This window comes from Georgenia alba, assembly GCF_042665525.1.
GTDB lineage: Bacteria > Actinomycetota > Actinomycetes > Actinomycetales > Actinomycetaceae > Allobogoriella > Allobogoriella alba.
On the sequence record NZ_JBHTCQ010000002.1, the window covers coordinates 269,890 to 291,914 of the forward strand.

Consider the following 22,025-nt stretch of genomic DNA (forward strand, 5'->3'; position numbering starts at 1 on the left):
GCTCAGATCCGCTGGGGACGAGACCTCCGATGTGTAGCACGCGGGTCGACAGATGTCACACGAGCGTCCCGGTCAGCGGGACGGTGGCGCTGCCAAGACGTCGGATGTCTGCTGGGCGGGGCAAACCGACTCCACGGGACCCGGCTGTCACACCCGGAGCGTCGGGCCAGTACGGGGCGTCGAGCCAGCAGAGCAGCCAGCGGATCTCGCCCATACCGCGCAGGCTCGGTCCGACGTCGTCCCCGTTGCCGTACCGGACCAGGTGGGCGGCGGCACTGATGCGGCCGCGTTGCTCGGCGACGAGCGTCACCCGCTCCTGTACCCACGGGTCGACGATGAACTCGCCGGGCTGGCGCTCGATCTGGCTCAGGGCGGCGTTGACCGGGACCGACACCCCCGGCACGACGGCCTGGGCGTGGGCGTTGACCAGCGCCGTCAGCTGGTCGCGGTCGCCGCGCCGGAACGCGCGGATCTCGACAGTGGACATGGCTCCCGCTCGATCGAAGGTCTTCCGAGGAAAGCCGCCACCGGTGCGGTACGGGGTCAGGTTAGCGCGTGACGCGCTGTCCAGGCCGGTGTCGATGCCTGCGGTACTCACCGGGCGAGCACGCGCACATCCGACGGAAGTGCTCGTAGAACGAGCTCTGCGACGAGAACCCCGCCTCGTAGGCGATGTCTCCGGTGGTCAACGTCGTGGTGATGAGGAGGCGCTGCGCCTCCGCCAGGCGGCACTTCAGGATGTAGCCGCCCACCGTCGTCCCGACGGCCTTTCGGAAGAGCCCCATCGCATATGTCGGCGCCAGATGGACCGCTTGGGCGACGTCGGTGGTCGTGATGGGCTGTCGGAACGTGGTCGCGATGAACCGTGCCATCGTGGCGACGTGCTGCACGGCCACGGCCCGCTCGCCCTCGGAGATGTGGTGCGCGGGGGCGTCGGGCCCCGGCGGTGACTCCCGGTGATGCTTCAGGACCCGGCGCACGACCGCCTGGGCCTCGAGCAGTGCGATCTCGGCGTGGTCCTCGGTGAGCTCGTGACGCCACGACTCGAACAGCGCCTCCACGTCCCCGGGAACCGCGTCCATGGGCACGACCGCCGGATCCATGCGGAGCAGCGTGGAGACGTCGTCCTCGGGCAGCGGCCAGCTCAGCACGGTGGCCAGGGGGACGTGCACCCAGCACACGTCACCCTGCTGCGGGTCGATGAGCCGGTGCGGAGTGGCCGCCCAGAAGACGGCGATCTGTCCGGCCGCGACCGAGACGTGGGAGCCGCCGAAGAGGTAGTCGAGCCGTCCGCGCAGCACCACGTTGAGCTCGAGGTCGTCGTGCCGATGCGGCCGCTCCATCGTCGGCGGAGCACCGCGCCGGACCCACAGCGCCGGCTCCATCTCGATCACACCGGACGCGAGCGAGGAGGTGTTCAGCGCGTCGTCGGGCACGGTCTGAGCCTAGCCGCCCACCTGAGGATCCCGGAGAGATGCCGCCGAATCGCGGAAGTCTCACCGGATGGTGCAGGCATAGCGTGACGGGCATGGTCATGACGACGGCGCAGCCCAAGATCGCCATCATCGGCGCCGGGGGCTTCGTGTTCCCGTTCCGGCTCATCGGTGACCTGGTCAGCTTCCCGGCCCTGCGATCGGCGCGGCTCACCCTCATGGACATCGACGCCGACCGTCTCGCACGCGTCGCCGGCGCCGCCCGTGAGCTGGTCGACCACCACGGGTTCGACACGACCGTGGAGGAGACGACGGACCGCAGGCAGGCGCTCGCCGGGGCCGACGTCGTCATCATCACGTTCCAGGTCGGCGGCGTCGATTCCTACCGCCACGACGTGGAGATCCCCCGGCGCTACGGCGTCGACCAGACGGTGGGTGACACCGTCGGGCCGGGCGGGGTCTTCCGGTTCCTCCGCTCCGTCCCCGCCTACGAGGCCATCGCCGCCGACGCCCGAGAGGTCTGCCCGGACGCGCAGTTCATCAACTATGCGAACCCGATGGCGATGGCGACGGCGTTCCTCAACGCCCGGGGGCTGCGCACCGTCGGGCTGTGCCACAGCGTCCAGGGCACCACGCGGATGCTGGCCCGCACCCTCGGTGTCCCGTACGAGGAGGTCAGCTACCGCTGTGCCGGCATCAACCACCAGGCCTGGGTGCTGGAGTTCCGGCGCGGCGGAGAGGACCTGTACCCGCGGCTGCGGGAGACGATGCGCGCCAGGCACCTGCGGGGACGGGCGGCGGACGGGCTCGTCGAGGACGACGGCGACCACAGCGAGGCGGCGGAGGGGGCCAGCACCTACGAAGGCGGCAACGAGCAGGTCCGCACCACCATCATGGACCGGTTCGGCTTCTTCCAGACCGAGTCCAGCCACCACGCGTCCGAGTACCTGCCCTACTTCCGGAAGACCCCGGAGGTGGTCACCGAGTACATCCCGGAACGCTGGGACTACTACGAGATCTGCGCGAACCACGACGAGAGCGGTGACGTCGAGAGTCAGCTCGAGAAGCTCAAGGAGCGCCTCGCGCCGTCGGTGGAGTACGGCGCGAGCATCGTCAACGCGATGGTCACCGGAGTGCCCACCGTGGTCTACGGGAACGTCCCGAACGGGCCGGGCATCATCTCGAACCTCCCTGAGGACGCCTGCGTCGAGGTTCCGTGCCTCGTCGACGCCGGTGGCGTCCAGCCGACCGCCGTCGGTGACCTGCCGGCGCAGCTCGCCGCACTGAACCGGACCAACATCGGGGTCCAGACCCTCGCGGTCCAGGCGGCCCTGACCGGCCGGCGCGAGAACGTGCACCACGCCGTCGCGCTCGATCCCCTGACCGGCGCACTGCTGACGCTGGAGCAGATCCGTGACATGACCGACGAGCTCTTCGACGCGCACGCCGCGCTGCTTCCCGAGTCCCTGCGGCCCGAGCAGGAGCTCACCCCGTCCGGCGTGTAGTCACCGACCTCCTCACCGTGCGAGGCCTCGAGGGAGAGGACCGACGATGCACATCCCAGCAGTGGCGGCACGAGCTGTCGGTCCCACGCGCCGCCGGTTCCTGGCGGTCGCCGGGATCTCCGTGGCCGGTGCGCTCGCGGCGTGCGCGGGCGCACCGACCGAGACCAAGCACCTGAGGTTGTCCTCGTGGAACATCCCACTCGACCTGCAGTCCTACCAGCGGATCGCCGACGACTTCGTCGCTGACCACCCCGGCACGAGCGTCGCCGTCGAAGTCACCACCGGGCAGTTCCACCAGTGGTTCATCACCCGGCTCGCCGCCGACCTCGCGCCCGACATCATCCGGATCACGCCGCAGCAGATCGGCCGGTACGCGGCCAACGGGAGCCTCGTGGACATCTCGGCGGCGGTCCCGGCGGCGTACGAGCAGGACTACTCCGACGCCTTCTGGGCGATCGGCGCGCGTGAGAACGGCCTGTTCGGCATCTTCCAGCACACCGACAACTTCATCACCTACTACCGCCGCGACGTGATGGAGCAGATCGGCGTCGAGCCACCGCGGTCGCTGGAGGACGCGTGGCACTGGGACGAGTTCCTCGAGATCGCCGACGAGGTTCGGCGGGCGACCGGACAGTACGCCTTCGGCTTCGGCTGGTCCGGGTCGGAGACCGCGTACCGGTGGCTGCCGATCATCTACCAGAACGGCGGAGCCTTCCTCGGCGAGGACGGTGAGACCCCGAGCATGGACACGGCCGAGGCCGTCGGGGCGCTCGAGTTCGGCCGGCGGTGGTACGCCGACGGGCTGGTCTCGCCCTCCAACATGTCCAAGTCCGGCGGGGGAGACGTCGCACGGAACCTGTTCCTGACGGGGCAGATCGGCATGATGCTCAACAACCCTGAGTCCATCGCGCAGCTGGACGAGGAGATGCCCGGTGAGTGGGGGACCGCCCCCATGATCCGCAACACCGGTGAGGCGTCGGACCTGGGCGGCAACGCCTTGGCGGTGACGAAGTCGTCGAAGTACCCGGAGCTGGCGGCCGAGCTGGTCGCCTACCTCACCAGCAGGGCGAATGTGATCCGGTTCTGTCACGACGGCAACTGGTTGCCCGCCCGGTCCTCGCTGACCGCGGAGGACATCGAGTACGCCGCGAACGTGGACACGATGCAGCGGTTCATCGACCAGGGCACGACGATCCCGATCGAGATGGTGCGCGCCGAGACGGGCCAGTACTTCAGCTCGCTGAACATGGTGTTCGCCGACTACGCCGACCTGTGCTTCCTCGGCGAGCTGACGCCGCGCGAGACGTCCGAGCTGATGATGGAGGCGATGCGCAGTGTCACGGAGCGATGAGGCCGCGGCAGGTCGCCGAGGCGCCCGCCGCACGATCGCGCCGTACGTCTTCGTCGGCCCGGCCGCCCTGCTGTTCCTGTGCTTCTCCCTGGTGCCCATCGTCATCGCCGTGACGCTCAGCTTCCAGGAGACCGCGACCCTCGGCGAGGGCCGGTGGGTCGGGCTCGACAACGTCGCCACCATGGCGGGCGACGCGCTGCTGCGCACCGCCCTGCTGAACACCCTCGTGTTCACCGTGGGAACCGTGCCGACGGCGATGGTCATCGGCCTCACCCTGGCGGTCGCGCTGAACCGACCGCTGCCGGGCAGGTCCGTGCTGCGCGCCGCCTTCTTCGTGCCCATGGTCGCCGCCGGCGTGGTGGTCGGCGTGGTCATGTCGTGGATCTTCAACGGCGACTACGGCGTGCTGAACAACCTGCTCGAGACGGCCGGGCTCGGCAGGGTCCCGTGGCTCACGTCCCCGAGCTTCGCGATGCTGACGCTCGTCATCGTGGTCGTGTGGACCCGGATCGGCTTCTGCATGATCATCTATCTCGGAGCTCTGCAGTCCATCCCGTCCGACCTGCACGAGGCCGCGTCCATCGACGGCGCCTCACCCTGGACGCGGTTCCGCCGGGTGACCTGGCCGCTGCTCGGGCCGACGACGTCCATCCTGCTCATCCTCAACGTCGTCTTCTCCCTGCAGGCCTTCGACGTCATCTACGTCATGACGGGTGGCGGCCCGGGCTTCTCGACCACCGTGCTGATCCAGTACATCTTCCGCACCGCGTTCGCGGACGCCCGGATGGGGTACGCCGCCGCGCTGGGGCTTCTGCTCGTGGCCATCCTGCTGGTCTTCACGCTTCTCAGACACCGAGCGTCCCGACGGGCGGAGGAGCTGCTATGAGCTCGACCAGGCGCAACCGGCGCTGGCTGCTGACGGCGGCCCTGACCGCGCTCGCGGCAGTCATGGTCTTCCCCATGTACTGGATGGTGGTCTCCGCGCTGACCCCCGGTGGTCAGTCCCAGAGCCGCGAGTTCTACCTCTGGCCGGACGAGCCGACGACGGCGAACTTCGTGGAGGTCTTCGCCACGCAACCGGTCTGGCAGTGGCTCAGCAACTCGATGCTCGTGGCCGGCGTCGGCACCGCGTTGAGCGTCTGCGTCTCGCTCGGCGCCGGATACGCGCTCGCGAAGTTCCGGTTCCGCGGCCGGGGTCTCATCTACTCGGCCTTCCTGGTGACGATCATGATGCCGATCCAGGTGACCCTTGTGCCCGCGTTCCTCGTGGTCGCCCGGATCGGGCTCGTGGACTCACCCTGGGCGGTGATCCTCCCGACGCTGTTCGACGTCGTCGGCATCTTCATCGCCCGCCAGTTCATGCTCGGGGTGCCGGACCCGTTGCTGGAGGCGGCGCGGCTCGACGGCGCGAACGAGTTCAGAACGTTCGTCAGCGTCGTCCTGCCGACCTGTGGTCCGCTGATCGGGGTGCTCGTGATCCTCGGGTTCATGACCCGGTGGAACGACTTCCTGTGGCCGCTCGTCGTCCTGCAGGGCAACGAGAACCTCACCGTCCCCGTCGGTCTGTCGACCCTGACCGCGAACCCGGCCTTCTCCTCGCCGTGGGGCGCGGTGATGGCCGTCGCGACGGTGACGGTCCTGCCGCTGCTCGCGGTGTTCCTGGTCTTCCAGCGTCAGTTCGTGCAGGGCATCGCGAACACGGGCATCAAGTAGTACGTGGCGGCCCGGTCGCGTCCGCCTCCACCCGCAGCCGGCCCAGCGCCTCGCGCACGCGGCCGGCGCACGAGGTGGCCCGCTCGATGTAGTAGTCCGGGTCCTCGCCGGGGATGCGGCTGTCCGGGCCGGCGATGCTGAGCACCAGCGCGTCCGGGGAGCCGCTCACCACCGGTACCGAGCAGGCCCAGACGCCCTCGTCGACCTCGCTGCGGGAGACGGCGTAGCCGCGCTCGATGACCGCGGCGACCTCGCCGGCGAGGTCGCCGCGGCGCTTCGCCGGGACGGTGGCGAGCGCCTCCTTGCGGAGCTTCTCCGGCAGCGCGGCCAGGAGCATGCGGGAGGACGCGCCGCCGTGCAGCGGCAGCGGGTGGCCGAGCATGAACGTGAAGCGCATCGGTCGCTGGCACTCGACCCGCTGCACGCACACGGCCTCGTCGCCGCGCAGCTCGAAGAGCATGACGGTCTCGCGGACCTCCTCGGCGAGCTCCTCCATCAACGGCAGTGCGAGGCGAGCGCGGTCGTTGACCAGCTGCGCGGCCCGGGCCAACGGCATCACGCGCGGGGTCAGCTGGTACTGCCGGCCGGGCGCCTCCTCGAGGAGGTCGAGCTCCCGCAGCAGCGCGACGTACCGATACGTGGTCGCCAACGTGGCGCCGATCGCCTCGGCCAGCTCGGCGACCGTGGCGCGCGGCCGCGTCTCCGAGTAGCTGAGGAGCAGCTCCAGGACGCGTCGCGAGCTGGACGCGCCGGCCACCTGCTTGGTCATCGGGCCCTACCTTTCCGCGCGGCCGAGGCTCCGGCGGACCACCGTACCGACGTCGTCGGGAAGCGACGGGCCGCGCCAGGCCACGTGCAGGTCCGGCCGGACCAGCAGCAGGCCCTCGCCGTAGACGGCGCGCGCGTCCTCGCCCGTGAGGTCCACCACCGAGAACGGCGCCCCGAACTCGCCGTAGGCCGCCGCGAACGGAGCGGCGTCCACCCCCGTCGCGGCCCCCACCCGCAGCAGCGCGTACTCCTTGCCGACCAGGTCCTGCACCGCCACGCCCGGCTCGGCCCACACGTGGGGGAGCCGTGCCCCGGGCCAGGTGGTCGGGGTGTACTGGAAGCTGTTCGCATCCGGCGGCTGCTGGTCGCCGCCGTCCTCGGGGACGATGAGCGGCGAGCCGTCGTACCGGTAGCCGAGCTCGATGCCGTACAGGTCGTTGCTCCAGCGCTGCTCCCGGTCGGCCACCTCGGCCAGCCGGGCGCGGGCCCGGTCCCCGGCCTCCGAGCGCTCGGCGATCTCCGGCGTCCATTCCGCCCGCCAGGTGCGCCGCCCGCTCGCGGCCTTGCGCGACGCCGCCACGTTGCGCAGCCCGATCGGCCGGCGCTCGGCCTCATAGCTGTCCAGCAGACCCGGCCCGCCCCAGCCGTGGACGGTCCCGGCCAGCTTCCATGCCAGGTCCACCGCGTCCCCGGCGCCGGTGTTCATGCCCAGGCCACCGGTCGGGATGACCAGGTGCACGGCGTCGCCGGCCATGAGGACCCGGCCGGACCGGTAGGCGTCGGCCACCATGAGGCGCTGCTGCCAGGTGCCCACGTAGAGGGTCTCGTAGTCGACGTCGAACCCGAGGATCCGCTCGAACAGCGCCGGCATCTCCTCGTCCGTCTCCACCCTCGCGTGCAGGGAGAAGTGCTTCTTGTCGTCCTGGACGATGAGGAAGGAGTGCTCCTGGTCGGCGAAGTGGTAGTGCCGGCCCTTGCCGATGGGGATGCGCTCGAAGAGGTCCTCGGAGTAGAAGAGCGCCTGCCGCATCTGCAGCAGCGACTCACCACGCAGCTCGATGCCGAGCCGGCGGCGCACCACGCTGCTGCCCCCGTCGCAGCCCACGAGGTAGCTCGCCCGGATCTGCTCCTCCACGCCGCGGTGGTCGACGGTCGCGACGACGCCGCCGTCGACCTCCTCGAACGAGACCAGCTCGCACGCGGGCACCACCTCGACGCCGTCGGTCTCGCCGAGCACCTCCATCAGCAGCGGCTCGAGCGTGTACTGCGAGATGAGCTGGTAGGGCTCGGCCGGCAGCGTGCCGTCGTGGCTGTCCGCGACCGTCCCCTGCATCGCCGACACCGACGGGTACTCGTGGTGGACCAGCGGCGGGTTGGTCAGGTCACCCCAGCAGATGAAGACGTCCATCGGGACGTCACCCGCCAGGCCCGCGGCGCGGATCCGGTCGGCGATGCCCAGCCGGCGGTAGTTCTCCATGGTGCGGGCGTTGCACCGCTCCATCTTCGGCAGCTTGCCCGGCGCCGGCCGCTTGTCGATCAGCCGGGTCCGCACGCCCTGCCGGCCGAGCTCGAGCGCGAGGGTGAGCCCGACCGGGCCGCCGCCGACCACCAGGACGTCGACGTCGTTCGTGCCGGGGGTGGGCCCTCTCACCGCGGCGCCCCCGCCGGTTCCGGCAGCCCGAGCAGCCGGGTGACGTTGCCGTGGAAGATCTGGGCGCGCTCGGCGTCGGTGAGGTCCAGCTCCTGGAGGTTCGCGATGGTGGAGCGGATGTAGCCGGGCCCCTTCTCCGGGTCGTACGGGCTGTCGGAGGAGAACAGCACGTGGTCCACGCCGTAGAAGTCGATGGAGCAGCGCAGCGACGGGGCGGACCCGAACAGCGCCGTGTCCGCGTACATCATCCGGAAGTAGTCGATCGGCCGCTTGGTGAGCGGGTAGCCGGTCACGTCCTCCTTCTGGTGCTCCGGGGTGCGGGCGCCGAGCTGGTCCCAGCCGGGGCCGACGCGCCCGGCGAAGAACGGCACCATGGATCCGCCGTGGTGGATGAGGAGCTTCAGCTCCGGGTGCCGCTCGAGCACCCCGGCGAAGACGATCCGCGCCATGAACGCGGACAGGTCGTACTCCCAGCCGAAGGTCCACCAGATCTCGAACTTCGACCGCTCCTCAGTGGGGTAGTCGGCCCACGCGGAGGACCGGCACGGGTGCACCTGGAGCAGCCCGCCCGAGGCTGCCACCGCGGCGTAGAACGGCTCGAAGTCCGGGCTGTCCATCGGGTGGCCGTGCACGTGGGTGTAGATCTGCGCCCCGAGTGCGCCGAGCTCGCTGGTGGCGTACTCGTACTCGGCGACGGCGGCCTCCGGGTCGTCCATCGGGACGCACGCGGTGAACCCGGCGAACCGGTCCGGGTGGTTCGCGACGAGCTCCGCCATCGCCTCGTTGCCGATCCGGGACATCTCCTTGGAGATGGCGGGGGAGCCGATGTCCTCCACCGGGGGTGCGGCGATGTTGATGATCTGCCGGTAGTCGCCGAACTCGTCCATCTGGCCGAAGCGGACGTCCATGTCCACCAGGCACGGGATGTTCGAGACCCGCTTGCGGAGGTTCTGCGCGTGCAGGCCCACGTCGAGGCTCATGAACCTGTCGTAGTACGGGCGGGGCATGATGTGGCAGAACGCGTCGATCTTGTGCATGTGTCGCTTTCTCTCGATGGGGCGTGGGTGCGTGCGGGTCAGTCCTGCAGGACGTAGTCCTCGACGGGCGGGACCTCCTCGGCGAAGCCGAACTCGACCATGAGGTCGCCGAGGGTCTCCAGCGAGGCGACGTCGACCGAGTCCGTGTAGTCCGGCAGGACCATCGCGTCGACCACGGCCTGAGGGGTGTCGCTGTTCTCGACGAGCCAGTCCCGCAGCGCCTGCGGGTCCTCGGTCACGCGCTCCGCGGTGGCGGCGAGGCCGGCCCGGAAGCCCTCGACAGCCTCGGGGTTCTCCTCGGCGAACTGGCCCGAGGTGACGTAGGACCCGATCTGCAGCGAGGGCTGGACGGCGGCGGTGGTCCCGCCGTCGAGGAAGCGGGCGCCGCCCTCCTCGGCGATCGTCGCGAACGGCTCGATGATGCGGACGGCGTCCACCTGCCCGCCCTGCAGGGCGGCCTCCATGTCCGGGAACGGCATCTCGACGAGCTCGACGGTGGAGTCGTCGACGCCGTTCTCCCGCAGGGAGGCGCGGATGAGGACCTCGTCGATGTTCTGGAGCGTGTTGATCGCGATGGTGGCGCCCTCGAGGTCGGCCATCGACTGGATCTGCGGGTCGGTGACCATGACGTTCTGGTAGCCGTGCCCGGTCTCGTCGCCACCGAAGGTGCCGGGGCCGACCATCGTCACGTCGAGGCCCTGCTGGACGCCGAGCATCACCGAGACTACGTTCGAGCCGGCGAACTGCGCGTCCCCGGAGACCACCTGCGGCATGTTCGCGGCGCCGCCGGCGCCGGCCCGGACCTCCACGTCCAGGCCCTGCTCCTCGAAGTAGCCCTCGGCGATCCCGAAGGTGAGGTACTCGGCGGGCAGCCCCTGCACCTCCGCGACGGTGACGGGCGTCAGGCCGTCCTCGCCCTCGGTGGGTGTGCCGCCGGGCTGGCCCTGGCTGCTGCAGGCGGCGAGCAGCAGCGCTGCGCTCGCGAGCCCGAGCGCTCGAACGGTCAGCGCTCGCATGTGTCGCTTCCTCACCGGACCTCCTCGACCAGTCGCACTATGTGAAACGAGACTTGCAGATAGTGCGAACGACTCTAGGATGCCGGGGAAGGGATCGCAACGACCTGGTCCTCGTGTGGACCGGTCCAGCTCTGCAGAGAGGGAGGCTGAGACGTGCACGTCACCGAGGACTCCGTGGTCGTCATCACGGGTGGGGGTCGAGGGATCGGCGAGCAGCTCGTGCGTGCCTTCGCGGCGGACGGCCACCGCGTCGTCGTCGCGGACGTCATCGACGAGGCCGCGACGCTCGCGGCGGAGCTGTCCGACGGCGGCGCCGAGGTCACCTACGTCCGCACCGACGTCGGGGACGAGGATGCCGTGGCGGACCTCGCCGCCGCCTGCCGCGAGAGGTACGGGCACGTCGACGTGCTGATCAACAACGCCGGTATCTACCAGGATCTCGGGTCCAAGCAGCCTTTCGAGCAGATCGCCCTGCCGGACTTCGAGCGCGTGCTGCGGGTCAACACCGTCGGGGTCTGGCTCGTCACCAAGGCGCTGGTGCCGCTCATGCGGCCCCGCGGTGCGGGCCGCGTCATCAACACCGCGTCCTCCACGGTCCACATGGGCGTGCCGAACTTCCTGCACTACGTGGCCTCCAAGGGCGCCGTCATCGCGATGACCCGCAGCCTCGCCCGCGAGCTGGGCCGGGACGGCATCACCGTGAACGCCATCGCGCCGGGGCTCGTGGAGACCGAGGCCACGCGCACGCTGAACGACCCCGACTACCTCCCGGTCGCCGCCAGTCAGCGCGCCATCGCGCGCGCCATGACGCCGCAGGACCTGGTCGGCACCGCCCGCTTCCTCGCCTCCGCGGACGCCGGCTTCGTCACCGGCCAGACCATCGTGGTCGACGGCGGGGTGACGTTCTCATGAGCCTCGCCGTCCACGACAAGACCACCGGCGAGCACATCGAGACGGTCCGGCTCGACGACGCCGACTCGACCGCCACCGCCATCGGCCGGGCCGAGCAGGCCTTCACCTCGACCCCCTGGGCCAGGGACGCGCGGCTGCGGCAGGAGGCGCTGCTGGCCTGGTCCGACGCCGTCGCAGGCGCCCGGGCCGAACTGGTGGCGCTGCTGCTGCGCGAGACCGGCAAGGTCCGCGCCGAGTGCGAGCGCGAGATCGACTTCACCGTGGACGCGCTGCGCTTCAACGCCGGCATGGCCCGGCTCGTCAGCGGCTCCGCCCACGAGCTGTGGGACGGCTCGGCGGGCCACCTGGTGCGCCAGCCGGCCGGCCCGGCGGCGTTCATCGTCCCGTGGAACTGGCCGCTGTTCCTGCTCTTCCGGGACCTGGCGCCCGCGCTCGCCGCCGGTGTGACCGCCGTCGTGAAGCCGGCGCCGGCCACGCCCCTGGCGACCCGGCGGGCCCTCGAGCTGATGCCCGAGATCGTGCCGTCCGACGTCGTGACCCTCGTGTTCGGGGACGCGGAGGTCGGCGAGGCGCTCGCGAGCGACCCGCGGGTGAAGGTCGTGGCGTTCACCGGCTCGACGGCGGTGGGCCGCGCGGTGGCCCGCCACGCCGTCTCCCACTTCGCCAAGCCGTTCCTGGAGCTCGGCGGCAAGGGGGCGAGCCTCATCCTCGACGACGCCGACGTCGAGGCGGCGGTCGAGGCGTGCCTCGCGAACGCGTTCATCACCTCCGGCCAGATGTGCATGGCCAACTCCCGGATCCTGGTCCAGCGGCCCCTGCTGGGGCGCGTGCGTGACCTGGTGTGCGACCGCGTGTCCGCGCTGCGGGTGGGCGACCCGAGCGATGCCGGGACCGACCTCGGCGCGCTCATCTCCCAGGAGCAGGCCGACCGGGTCAGCGGGTACCTGGACATCGCCCGCGGCGACGGGACGCTGCTGCTCGGCGGCGGGCCGGCGGGGACGGACCTCGGCGGGGCGTTCCTGGCGCCGGCGGTCATCAGCGGGGAGCAGATCGACCCGCGGCTGCGCCGGGAGGAGATCTTCGGTCCGGTGGTGAGCGTCGAGGCGTTCGACGAGGACAAGGCCGGCGTGGCGCTGGCCAACGAGACCGACTACGGCCTCGCCGCCGCCGTGTGGACGGCGGACGCCCGCCGCGCCTGGACCCTGGCCCGGGAGCTGGACTTCGGGACGGTCTGGGTCAACCGGTACAACCGCACCTTCCCGGAGGTGCCCTCCGGGGGCATGAAGTCCTCCGGCATGGGGCGCACCCGCGGCTTCGAGGGGGTGCACGAGTTCACCGAGCTCAAGCACGTGAACTGGAACCTGGCATGAGCCTGATCCGGCAGACGAAGGAGTCTGACATGCGACGCCTGTCCTGTGGCCTGCTGGCCCTGTCCGTTGCGCTGGCCACCGCGGCCTGCGGTGCCTCCGGCGCCGAGGAGGAGGCGGGTGGCGACGACGGGCTGCGGCAGGTCACCGTCGGGGTCATCCCCATCCTCGACGTCGCCCCGATCTACCTGGGCGAGCAGCAGGGCATCTTCGAGGAGCACGGTCTGGACCTGGAGTTCCAGACCGCGGCGGGCGGTGCGGCGATCGTGCCGGCGGTGGTCAGCGGCGAGACCGAGATCGGGTTCTCCAACGTGACGTCGCTGATGCTCGGCCGGGCGCAGGGCCTGGACCTGCGGGCCATCAGCGCGGGCGCGTCCTCGACCGGTGACCCGGAGTCCGACTACGGCCAGATCGTGGTGCCGTCCGACAGCGACATCTCCGACGTGGGCGACCTGGCGGGCCGGACCATCGCGATCAACACCCTCAACAACATCAACGACACGCTGATCCGCGAGGCCGTGGACCAGGCCGGTGGGGACGCTTCGAGCATCGAGTTCGTCGAGATCCCGCACCCGGACATGAACGCCGCGCTCGAGGCCGGGCAGGTGGACGCCATCTGGCAGGTGGAGCCGTTCCTGACGATGGCCCGCCAGGACGGTGTGCGGGACGTGTTCGCGCTCTACGCGGACGTGGTCGAGGACCTGACGGTGGCGACGTACTTCACCACGGGGGAGACCCTCGAGTCCGACCCGGAGCTGGTGGAGGCGTTCACCGCCGCGATCCAGGAGTCGTTGACGTACGCCAGCGAGCACCCGGATGAGACCCGGGCCGTGCTGTCGGAGTACACCGACATCGAGCAGGGCACCATCGAGGAGCTGACGCTCCCGGCCTTCCCGAACGAGATCAACCGGCCCGCGGTGGAGCAGGTGGGCGAGCTCGGGGACAAGTGGGGCCTGTTCGACCTCGAGGCCGTGGACCTGGAGACGATGCTGCCGTGAGGTAGCGGGACCAGCACGCGGCGCTGTCGGTCCGTCCCCAGGCACCGATGTCACCGCACCGAGGTAGTCTCCCCGGCAGGTCACGAGACCCGACGCCAAGCCCACCGGCTGGTCGGGCGCCAACCCGCTTCCGCGGCGGGTGGTTCCGGTGGAAGACCTGGCTCGTACCGACCGGCACGGGCAAGCGCGGGATCCGAACGTGGTCCCCGGTATGTCGAGGAGACCGCTTGTGTACACGTGTGTGATCCCGCTGCCCTGCGAGGCTGGAGACTGCCGGACGGAGCACCCCGGCCACAGCATGGCGTTTCATCTGTGGCGCGGCTCGACCAAGAGCGGAACCTGGATACGGGCCACCGTGACCTCGGTCGACGACCACCTCGTCGCGATCGAGTACCCGGGCGGTCGCCAGGCGTGGATGTGGTCGCACACGTCGTTCGCCTCCGACCTGTTCGCCGGCGACGAGGTCGAGATCTGCCCAAGCTTCGGCACCGCGCGTGAGGTGGGCACACGCCCGATCGAGATCGACGGCATGGCCCTACGGAGGCAGTGGATGCGAAACGTCGCGATCATGGAGATCGCACCCGAGCCGGATCGTCACGGCGGCTGACTCGGACAGGCCGATCCGTCGCTCCGCCGGCACATGCTCCGCGCGAAAGAACTCATGATCGGTTCGATACGATCCGATCAATCGCTGGGTGCCTCTGGGAGGGAGTGTCGTGGGTTCGGAAGGGGGGTCCATCCGCGCACAGCCCACCCGGACCCGGCCTATCCCGATGGCCGAGCGGGTCTACGAGACACTCCTGAGCCGGATCCTCTCGCCCGATCTCAAGCCCGGCGAACGCATCACGATCGATGCCGTCGCCCGATCGCTCGGGGTGTCCCAGACGCCGATCCGCGAGGCCCTGCACCGGCTCGACAACGAAGGGCTCGTTGTCCGCACCCATAACTCCGGGTACCGGGTGGCGGAGCCCATGAACCGGGAGGAGTTCGAAGAGCTCATCGACATGCGACTTCTCCTCGAGCCTGCGATCGCGCGACGGGCGGCCGAGCACATCGAGCCCGAGGCCCTGGCCGAGCTTCGTGACATCAATGCCAAGATGGCAGAGCCGGCAGCCGAAGGGCAGGGCTCCGGGTACGCCGTCTTCGCCCGGCTCGACGCGGAGCTGCACGACCGGATCGCACAAGGGGCCCGGAACCGCGTCATGCGGACGGCGCTGACCCGCCTGCACACGCACGTCCAGCTGTTCCGTCTCAACTACACCGTCCAGATCACCTCCCTGGCCATCGGCGAGCACGACGCCGTGATCGACGCGATCGGAGCCAGGGACCCGGACGGTGCTGCCTACGCCATGCGGAGCCACATCCTGGCGTCCGCCGAGCGATTCCGGGCGGGCTATCCAGACGAGGCGTAGCGCGTGCGGCCGTTCCGCGCCGCCCTTGGGCACGACCCGCACCGGACGCCTTGACACCGCGATGTGCAGCGCCCTAGCGTCCGCAAAATCCGATCCGATCGAGTTTGGCGAACGAAGGAGTTCCCTCCGTGCGAATCGGCTTCATCGGCGCCGGCGGCATAGCCGGGCATCACGCCACCTCGCTCAGCCGGCACGCCGACGCCCGGATCGCGGGCGTCGTCGACGTGGACGCCACCGTCGCCCACGCCCTGGCTGAGCAGGTGGGGGCCTGCGTGTACCCGTCCGTCGCCGACCTGCTACGCCACGTCGACGCGGTCTACGTGCTCACCCCGCCGCGGAGCCGCCTGGAGATCATCCGGCAGGTAGCGGCCGCCGGAAAACCGATCCTTTGCGAGAAGCCTCTCGCCGCGACCGTCGACGACGGCGAAGAGATCGTCCGCGTCGTCGAGCGCGCCGGCGTCCCGCTGATGATGGGCTTCATGCGTCGCTGGCACCGGCCCGCGCAGCAGCTGAAACGCATTGTCGAGACGGGCGAGCTCGGCCGTCCGCTGCAGATTGTCCGTACGCGCGTCGGCACCGTGACGCCATCGGCTGGGAACTGGCGTATCGAGCCGGGTCAGCGGTGCGGTGTGACCATCGAGTCCCTGTCCCACGACGTCGACCTCGTGCGCTGGCTGGGCGGTGACGTCGTCGCGGCGAGCGGGATGACCCTCGAGTCACGACCGGACCTACCTGGCTTCGACGACAACGTCGCGGCGACACTCAGATTCGTCGACGGTCCGATCGGATCCGTCCAGCTCTCGTGGACCTCTGCCGTCGGCTACAACCAGACCGCGGTGGTCGGGGAGCGGGGCTCGGCCATCCTCGAGGGCCGCCACATGTGGGCCTCGCAGACCCTGCGGACCCGTGTCGAGGGCGGCGGCGAACACGTCGTCGAGTACCCGCCCGAGGTGGCGAACGACATGGGCTACGACGGCGAGAACTCTGCGTTTGTCGATCTTGCCCGCGGCCGGGACGTCACCCATCCGACGGCGCGGGACGGGCTCGCGGCACTCGTGGTCGCTGAGGCCGTCCTCGACTGTGCGATGGAGTCACTGCCACATGCACCCGCCTCGTCTGCGGACAGACCCTTGCGCGGGTAGTGGGCGAGGAGTAACTTCCGATCCGATCCGATCGGATAGGAACGGCCCGCCAGATCACGACACCGCTCGAGGTTGACCGGATGTCGGCGGTAGCCAGTTTCGCCCGCCATATAGATCGCTCCTGATCATCGTCCTGGCCGTGACCGAAGGAGTTCACCGTGGTTCAGCACAACGATCGAAGGACCTTCCTCAGGATGTCCGGTGCGACCGCGCTCGGCGCCGGTCTCATGGCGCTCTCCGCGTGCACCGGGACCCGCGACAGCGGCACCGGCGGCGGCGGTGGTGCCACCGTGCGCGTCTCATGGTGGGGAGGCGACGTCAGGCACGCCAAGTTCAACGAGATCTACGACCTCTACGAGTCCGAGAACGCGGGCACCACGATCGAGCGCGAGTACGCCGACTACGACGGCTACTTCGAACGGTTGCCCACGCAGTTCGCCGGCGGGAACGCCCCCGACGTGCTGCACGTGACCGAGCGCCAGGTCGCCGACTATGCCCAGCATGGCCAGCTCGCCGACCTCGAGGCACTGGCCGACGAGGGACACCTCGACCTGTCCCACTTCTCCTCCGCCTCGCTCGAGGCCGGGCGCTACCAGGGCACCCTCGTGATGCTGCTGATCGGCGCCACCATCCCGGCGACGATGTACAACCGGCGGATGTTCGAGGACGCCGGGATCGAGCTGCCTTCGGTGGACTGGGACTGGAGCACCTTCTACGAGGCGTGCGAGGGCTTCCGCGACGCCCTCGAGGACAACCAGACCGGCACCACCTACCAGGCGATCGCGGGGCCGCCGTTCGAGACGATGCTCGTGCAGAACGGCAAGAGCATGTTCGCGCCGGACGCCTCGGCCGCCCTCAACTTCGACGCCCGGGACGCCGAGGAGTGGTTCCAGTACTGGCGCGACATGCTCGACGAGGGCCTGTGCCAGTCCGCGGAGTCGGCGTCGGAGAACCAGAACGCGCCGTTCGAGGACACGATCTTCGCCCAGGCGAACGCCGCCATGCATGTGCAGAACTCGAACCAGCTCGTCACGTTCCAGACCGCGCTCGGCGAGGGGAACCCGCTCGGACTCGCCCCGTTCCCCCAGATCGGTGCCGAGCCGGTCGCCTTCGTCATCGGCAGCTACGCCTGCGTCAACGAGAGCTCGAGCCTCCGGGCGGAGGGGGCCGGCATCATCGACTTCTTCGTCAATGACCCCCGCGCCAACGAGATCTTCGGTCTCGAGCTCGGCACACCCGGGAACAGCAACTGGGCGGAGGCCGTCGAGGGGCAGCTCTCGGAGGTCGACCAGCGCGTCATGGACTTCGCCGCCGAGGTCGAGCCCATCTCCGTCTTCGCGACGCCACGCCCGCCGGGCAGCGGCCAGTCCGACACGATCATGAGCGAGGTCGGCCTCGCCGTCGCCTTCGGAGACCTCACGCCGGCCGAAGCGGGAGCCCGCCTTGTCGACGACCTCGCTGCCGCGATCGGCGCCTGATGCGGGAAGCGGACGGATCGCTCACGCGAACCCGGCCGCGCCCGCCCGGGGGTGCAAGCAGCGTCGGAGCGAGCACCGATGAAACGGATGCGATGACCAAGAAGACTCCGATCTCGAGGCAGAACCGACTCGAGGCCCGGGCGGCCTGGATCATGCTGCTCCCCTGGCTGCTGGGCTTCGTCGGCATCACGGCCATCCCCATGATCGCCTCGCTGGTCATCTCGTTCACCGACTACCCGCTGGTCGCCATGCCGACGTGGGTCGGGCTCGAGAACTACCGGGAGCTGTTCCAGGACCCGAAGTTCCTCACCTCCGTGAGTGTGACGCTGCGCTACGTCTTCATCTCGGTGCCCTTGCAGCTGGCGTTCGCGCTGGCGCTCGCGCTCGTGCTCAACCGGGGCCTGAGCGGCATGAGCATCTACCGCAGCGCCTTCTATCTCCCGTCGTTGCTCGGGGCCAGCGTGGCGATCGCCATCCTCTGGCGGGAGGTGTTCGGCTCGGAAGGGATCTTCAACGCCTTCCTCGGCCTGTTCGGGATCGAAGGGATCAGCTGGATCGGCAACCCGCAGTGGGCGATGTCGACCCTCATCGTGCTCAATGTGTGGACGTTCGGTTCCCCGATGGTCATCTTCCTCGCGGGACTGCGGCAGATCCCGCGCGAGTACTACGAGGCCGCCTCGGTCGACGGCGCAGGCCGGGTCCGCCAGTTCTTCCGGATCACGCTGCCGCTGCTGACTCCGGTGGTCTTCTTCAACGTCGTCCTGCAGTTCATCCAGGCCTTCCAGGCGTTCACACCGTCCTACATCGTCAGTGGCGGGAGCGGCGGTCCGGTCGACTCGACGCTGTTCTACACGCTGTACCTCTACCAGCGCGGATTCGTGCAGTTCGAGATGGGCTACGCGTCCGCCATGGCATGGGTGCTCCTGCTGGGGATCGGGATCTTCACCGCCGCGAACTTCATCGGGTCGCGCTACTGGGTCTTCTACGGGGACGGGCGATAACCATGACCGTGCTCCAGGCACGCGAACGCAGCCGGAAGGCGGCCGAGGCGCCGCACCCCACGTCGACCGGCCCAACGCCGTCGCGTTTCAAGCAGATGCTCAAGCACATCGCGCTGATCGCAGCGCTCGTGGTGATGCTCTACCCGCTGCTGTGGATGCTGTCGAGTTCGTTCAAGCCCCAGAACGAGATCTTCTCCAGCCCCGGACTCTGGCCTGAGCACTGGACGCTGGAGAACTACGTCGAGGGCTGGACGGCGTTGGAGTACGGCTTCGACGTGTACTTCCAGAACTCGCTGTTCGTCGCACTCGCCAGCGTCGTCGGGAACCTGTTCTCCTGCTCCCTCGCCGCGTTCGCCATCGCGCGACTGAACTTCCGCGCCGCGGGCTGGATCCTCGGCGTCGTGCTGCTGACGATCATGCTGCCGTACCACGTCGTCGTGATCCCGCAGTACGTCATGTTCTCTGCGATCGGGTGGGTGGACACGTTCTGGCCGCTGGTCCTGCCGAAGTTCCTCGCCACCGATGCGTTCTTCATCTTCCTCATGGTGCAGTTCATCCGCTCGCTGCCGCGGGAGCTGGACGAGGCGGCCAAGATCGACGGCTGCGGGCCGTTCCGCATCTACTGGCGCATCATCATGCCGCTGACGCTGCCGGCGCTGGCGACGACGGCGATCTTCACCTTCATCTGGACGTGGAACGACTTCTTCACGCCGCTGATCTACCTCAACGAGCCGGTCATGCACACCGTGCCGATCGCGGTGCGGAACTTCCTCGACGCCACGGGCCAGTCCTCGCACGGCGCCCTGTTCGCGATGTCCATGGCGGCCCTGGCGCCCGTCGTCGGGTTCTTCATCGCGGCGCAGAAGTATCTCGTCGAGGGCATCGCGACGACGGGAGCCAAGGGATGACGGGGGCTCCGTCGGGCTCCGCCGCCTTCCCGGCCTCCGACCTGATCCGCACCACGAGAACAGAAGGAGAACCGTGATCTCACTCCATCAGGGACGCGCCACCGCGACCCTCGACGGCACGTGGAAGTACCGCCTGGAAGACGGGTACAAGGCGTCCGACGGCGCGCCGAGCGAGTACGCGCGCGCTGCCCACGACGACGGCGACTGGCCCGAGCTCGACCTGCCGACCAACTGGTACCTGACCGAGATCGGGGACTTCTTCGGGACCGTGTGGTTCCGGCGACACTTCACCGTCCCGGCCGACCTGGCCGGCCAACGTCTCTTCGTGCGGTTCGAGGCTGTGGACTACTACGCCGACGTGTGGGTCAACGACGTCTACCTCGGCCATCACGAGGGCATGTTCAACCCGTTCGAGTTCGACATCACCGACGTCGTCGACCCGGGAGGCGACAACGTGATCGTGCTCAAGGACGGCGCGCCTCGGGACGAGACGGAGTACGTCCAGGCGGTCTTCTCGGACAACCCGCTCTCGGACGAGTACCAGCGGCATCAAGCCGTGGCGATCAGCCAGATCAAGGGCCACATGATCGACGCGATGCACCGCCCTGGGTCGATGACGAAGTTCCGCCAGGACGGCACCTCCGGCGGGCCGTGGGGGAGCATCGACCTCGTTGCCCGCCCCGACGTCTACGTCGACAACGTCCGCATCTTCACGCGCATCGGCATCAAGAAGGACTGGCTGGGCGACCAGCTCGACAAGCCCGACGGCACGGGCCTCGTCGCCGTCGACGCGACCGTCGTCAACACGACCGGGGAGACCGTCGTCGCCCGTGCCGACCTCACGATCACCCCGAAGACCTTCGACGGGCCCGCCACCCGCGGCGGGGAGCGCACCCTCGTGCTGCCGCCGGGGCGCTCTGTCGTCAAGCTGGTCCTCACCGTGCCCGAGGCGCGGCTGTGGTGGACATGGGACCACGGTCGGCCCGACCTGTACACCGCGACCGTGCGGGTGCACGAGGACCATCTCGACCAGAGCTTCGGCATCAAGGAGATTCGGCACGACGACGCCACCGGCCAGTGGTACCTCAACGGCAAGCGGATCTTCCTGCGCGGGATGCGCTACATCACGTCGCAGTGGCTCAGCGAGGGCAACCGGGAGCTGTGGGACGCGGATCTGCAGAAGATGCTCGACATGCAGATCAACTCGATCCGCATCGGCAGCCACGTCGAGCCGGACGACTTCTACACGATGTGCGACGAGCTGGGGTTCCTCGTCTGGCAGGTGTTCCCGCTGCACTACTGCGTCTCCGACAGCGACGACTTCATCGCGCGTGCGTCCGAGATGATCCGAGACATGGGCGAGATGCTCGTCAACCACGCGAGCCTGGGCATGTGGTCGGTCTTCAAGGAGCCGGAGATCTACCTGCTCCCGGACAAGCCGAACAACTACTTCCGGCTGTGCCAGATCCTCAAGGAGACCCTCGGGACCGTCGACCCGACGCGGTGGATCCACCTCGGCGACTATCGCGAGGGCGCGCAGAACCTCATGATCGGTGGTGTCCAGCCGGGCGACAAGGACATGCACACGACGATCGTCCAACCGCAGATCGTCGAGTTCGGCGCCGCGTCGATCCCGAACCTGGAGACGCTCAGGACCTTCATCCCGGAGGACAAGCTCTGGCCGCCGGACTGGGACACGTGGGAGTACCACGGCCTCTTCTACGACCTCGCGTTCAAGGGGGCCAAGGTCGAGCTGGGCAGCTCGCTCGAGGAGTTCATCGACAACTACCAGTCGTACGAGGCGCTGGTGGTCAAGGAGCAGATCGAGTTCTTCCGGCAACGCAAGTACGGCCCGGTCGCCTCCATGTACCTCTACTACTGGAGCGACTCGTGCCCCATCATCGGCTCGGGGCTGCTCGACTACTACCGGCGCCCGTACAAGGTCTACGACTGGATGAAGGCCGTCTACACGCGGGTGCTCGTCAGCTTCGAGCGCGACGCGTCCCCGTACGTGCTCGGTCGCGAGAAGGTCTACACCCGCGGTAGCACGTTCGCTGGGAAGCTGTGGGTGACCAACGACGTCGACACCGCGTACGACGGCGCCCGGATCGCCTGGGAGATCCGGGCGGGAGGGGCGAGCGAGCCCGTAACCGGGCGGACCTTCTCGGGCACGCTGCCGGCCGACTCGGTGGAGCAGGCGGACAACGTCGTCTGGGACATCCCGGCCGACGCGGAACCCGGCGCCCACCGGCTCACCATGTCCGTCATGGACGGCGGCGGTGAGGTGCTGTCGGAGAACTTCCTGGACTTCGAGGTGAGGTAGCGGCGCACCA

General features: G+C 69.3%; 20 protein-coding genes and 1 riboswitch. Of the genes, 14 read left to right on the forward strand and 6 right to left on the reverse strand.

Features of this window, described 5'->3' with window-relative positions; translation table 11 throughout:
• Positions 1–55: 55 nt before the first annotated feature.
• Positions 56–487 carry a hypothetical protein gene (locus ACFQQL_RS11220; protein WP_382394337.1) on the reverse strand — a complete coding sequence of 144 codons (432 nt, stop codon included), beginning with the start codon at positions 485–487 and terminating at the stop codon, positions 56–58.
• Between the two features lie 61 nt (positions 488–548).
• On the reverse strand, positions 549–1,436 hold the full coding sequence (locus tag ACFQQL_RS11225; RefSeq protein ID WP_382394339.1) for a helix-turn-helix domain-containing protein: 888 nt from the start codon (positions 1,434–1,436) through the stop codon (positions 549–551).
• 92 nt (positions 1,437–1,528) lie between these two features.
• Between ACFQQL_RS11225 and melA the strand changes: the two genes are divergently transcribed.
• Genes melA through ACFQQL_RS11245 form a run of 4 tightly spaced genes read left to right on the forward strand, consistent with a single transcriptional unit; the run spans position 1,529 to position 6,002 of the window.
• Entirely contained in the window at positions 1,529–2,938 is a 1,410-nt protein-coding gene (gene melA, locus ACFQQL_RS11230) for an alpha-glucosidase/alpha-galactosidase (protein WP_382394341.1), read from the forward strand.
• 46 nt (positions 2,939–2,984) lie between these two features.
• A complete protein-coding gene (locus ACFQQL_RS11235; protein WP_382394343.1) occupies positions 2,985–4,289 on the forward strand; it encodes an ABC transporter substrate-binding protein in 1,305 nt (434 codons plus the stop codon).
• On the forward strand, positions 4,273–5,175 hold the full coding sequence (locus tag ACFQQL_RS11240) for a carbohydrate ABC transporter permease (RefSeq protein ID WP_382394345.1): 903 nt from the start codon (positions 4,273–4,275) through the stop codon (positions 5,173–5,175). Before ACFQQL_RS11235 ends, ACFQQL_RS11240 begins: the two co-directional genes overlap by 17 nt.
• On the forward strand, positions 5,172–6,002 hold the full coding sequence (locus ACFQQL_RS11245; RefSeq protein ID WP_382394347.1) for a carbohydrate ABC transporter permease: 831 nt from the start codon (positions 5,172–5,174) through the stop codon (positions 6,000–6,002). The genes ACFQQL_RS11240 and ACFQQL_RS11245 overlap by 4 nt, the downstream gene beginning before the upstream one ends.
• Here ACFQQL_RS11245 and ACFQQL_RS11250 read toward each other — a convergent pair.
• Genes ACFQQL_RS11250 through ACFQQL_RS11265 form a run of 4 tightly spaced genes read right to left on the reverse strand, consistent with a single transcriptional unit; the run spans position 5,995 to position 10,489 of the window.
• Entirely contained in the window at positions 5,995–6,771 is a 777-nt protein-coding gene (locus ACFQQL_RS11250) for an IclR family transcriptional regulator (protein WP_382394349.1), read from the reverse strand. The genes ACFQQL_RS11245 and ACFQQL_RS11250 overlap by 8 nt on opposite strands.
• Before the next feature lie 6 nt (positions 6,772–6,777).
• A complete protein-coding gene (locus ACFQQL_RS11255; RefSeq protein ID WP_382394351.1) occupies positions 6,778–8,421 on the reverse strand; it encodes an FAD-dependent monooxygenase in 1,644 nt (547 codons plus the stop codon).
• Positions 8,418–9,458 carry an amidohydrolase family protein gene (locus ACFQQL_RS11260; protein WP_382394353.1) on the reverse strand — a complete coding sequence of 347 codons (1,041 nt, stop codon included), beginning with the start codon at positions 9,456–9,458 and terminating at the stop codon, positions 8,418–8,420. Before ACFQQL_RS11260 ends, ACFQQL_RS11255 begins: the two co-directional genes overlap by 4 nt.
• A 38-nt stretch (positions 9,459–9,496) precedes the next feature.
• Complete coding sequence (locus ACFQQL_RS11265) at positions 9,497–10,489, reverse strand: ABC transporter substrate-binding protein (RefSeq protein WP_382394355.1); 993 nt, start codon at positions 10,487–10,489, stop codon at positions 9,497–9,499.
• A 138-nt stretch (positions 10,490–10,627) separates the two neighbouring features.
• Between ACFQQL_RS11265 and ACFQQL_RS11270 the strand changes: the two genes are divergently transcribed.
• The 10 genes from ACFQQL_RS11270 to ACFQQL_RS11315 all read left to right on the forward strand — a co-directional run bounded on the left by ACFQQL_RS11270 (position 10,628) and on the right by ACFQQL_RS11315 (position 22,015).
• Positions 10,628–11,386 (forward strand): SDR family NAD(P)-dependent oxidoreductase, encoded by a 759-nt coding sequence (locus tag ACFQQL_RS11270; RefSeq protein WP_382394357.1) that lies wholly within the window; start codon positions 10,628–10,630, stop codon positions 11,384–11,386.
• Positions 11,383–12,756 carry an aldehyde dehydrogenase family protein gene (locus tag ACFQQL_RS11275; RefSeq protein WP_382394359.1) on the forward strand — a complete coding sequence of 458 codons (1,374 nt, stop codon included), beginning with the start codon at positions 11,383–11,385 and terminating at the stop codon, positions 12,754–12,756. Before ACFQQL_RS11270 ends, ACFQQL_RS11275 begins: the two co-directional genes overlap by 4 nt.
• Positions 12,757–12,785: 29 nt before the next feature.
• Positions 12,786–13,751, forward strand: a complete 966-nt coding sequence (locus ACFQQL_RS11280; RefSeq protein WP_382394361.1) for an ABC transporter substrate-binding protein — start codon at positions 12,786–12,788, stop codon at positions 13,749–13,751.
• 78 nt (positions 13,752–13,829) lie between these two features.
• Positions 13,830–13,944, forward strand: a riboswitch (SAM riboswitch).
• A gap of 105 nt (positions 13,945–14,049) precedes the next feature.
• Complete coding sequence (locus ACFQQL_RS11285) at positions 14,050–14,358, forward strand: hypothetical protein (protein ID WP_382394363.1); 309 nt, start codon at positions 14,050–14,052, stop codon at positions 14,356–14,358.
• A 166-nt stretch (positions 14,359–14,524) separates the two neighbouring features.
• Positions 14,525–15,163 (forward strand): GntR family transcriptional regulator, encoded by a 639-nt coding sequence (locus tag ACFQQL_RS11290; RefSeq protein WP_382394365.1) that lies wholly within the window; start codon positions 14,525–14,527, stop codon positions 15,161–15,163.
• Between the two features lie 128 nt (positions 15,164–15,291).
• A complete protein-coding gene (locus ACFQQL_RS11295; RefSeq protein ID WP_382394367.1) occupies positions 15,292–16,305 on the forward strand; it encodes a Gfo/Idh/MocA family protein in 1,014 nt (337 codons plus the stop codon).
• A 158-nt stretch (positions 16,306–16,463) separates the two neighbouring features.
• Entirely contained in the window at positions 16,464–17,783 is a 1,320-nt protein-coding gene (locus tag ACFQQL_RS11300) for an ABC transporter substrate-binding protein (protein WP_382394369.1), read from the forward strand.
• 92 nt (positions 17,784–17,875) lie between these two features.
• On the forward strand, positions 17,876–18,784 hold the full coding sequence (locus ACFQQL_RS11305) for a carbohydrate ABC transporter permease (RefSeq protein WP_382394371.1): 909 nt from the start codon (positions 17,876–17,878) through the stop codon (positions 18,782–18,784).
• A gap of 2 nt (positions 18,785–18,786) precedes the next feature.
• Positions 18,787–19,692 carry a carbohydrate ABC transporter permease gene (locus ACFQQL_RS11310; RefSeq protein WP_382394373.1) on the forward strand — a complete coding sequence of 302 codons (906 nt, stop codon included), beginning with the start codon at positions 18,787–18,789 and terminating at the stop codon, positions 19,690–19,692.
• A gap of 73 nt (positions 19,693–19,765) precedes the next feature.
• Positions 19,766–22,015 carry a glycoside hydrolase family 2 protein gene (locus tag ACFQQL_RS11315; protein WP_382394375.1) on the forward strand — a complete coding sequence of 750 codons (2,250 nt, stop codon included), beginning with the start codon at positions 19,766–19,768 and terminating at the stop codon, positions 22,013–22,015.
• The last annotated feature ends 10 nt before the right edge of the window (positions 22,016–22,025 follow it).

Coding starts and splice junctions, on each gene's coding strand:
- ACFQQL_RS11275 (WP_382394359.1), top strand. CDS start 11,383: ATGAGCCTCGCCGTCCACGACAAGACCACCGGCGAGCACATCGAGACG.
- ACFQQL_RS11235 (WP_382394343.1), top strand. CDS start 2,985: ATGCACATCCCAGCAGTGGCGGCACGAGCTGTCGGTCCCACGCGCCGC.
- ACFQQL_RS11305 (WP_382394371.1), top strand. CDS start 17,876: ATGACCAAGAAGACTCCGATCTCGAGGCAGAACCGACTCGAGGCCCGG.
- ACFQQL_RS11260 (WP_382394353.1), bottom strand. CDS start 9,458: ATGCACAAGATCGACGCGTTCTGCCACATCATGCCCCGCCCGTACTAC.
- ACFQQL_RS11310 (WP_382394373.1), top strand. CDS start 18,787: ATGACCGTGCTCCAGGCACGCGAACGCAGCCGGAAGGCGGCCGAGGCG.
- ACFQQL_RS11280 (WP_382394361.1), top strand. CDS start 12,786: ATGCGACGCCTGTCCTGTGGCCTGCTGGCCCTGTCCGTTGCGCTGGCC.
- ACFQQL_RS11220 (WP_382394337.1), bottom strand. CDS start 487: ATGTCCACTGTCGAGATCCGCGCGTTCCGGCGCGGCGACCGCGACCAG.
- ACFQQL_RS11245 (WP_382394347.1), top strand. CDS start 5,172: ATGAGCTCGACCAGGCGCAACCGGCGCTGGCTGCTGACGGCGGCCCTG.
- ACFQQL_RS11250 (WP_382394349.1), bottom strand. CDS start 6,771: ATGACCAAGCAGGTGGCCGGCGCGTCCAGCTCGCGACGCGTCCTGGAG.
- ACFQQL_RS11290 (WP_382394365.1), top strand. CDS start 14,525: ATGGCCGAGCGGGTCTACGAGACACTCCTGAGCCGGATCCTCTCGCCC.
- ACFQQL_RS11285 (WP_382394363.1), top strand. CDS start 14,050: ATGGCGTTTCATCTGTGGCGCGGCTCGACCAAGAGCGGAACCTGGATA.
- melA (WP_382394341.1), top strand. CDS start 1,529: ATGGTCATGACGACGGCGCAGCCCAAGATCGCCATCATCGGCGCCGGG.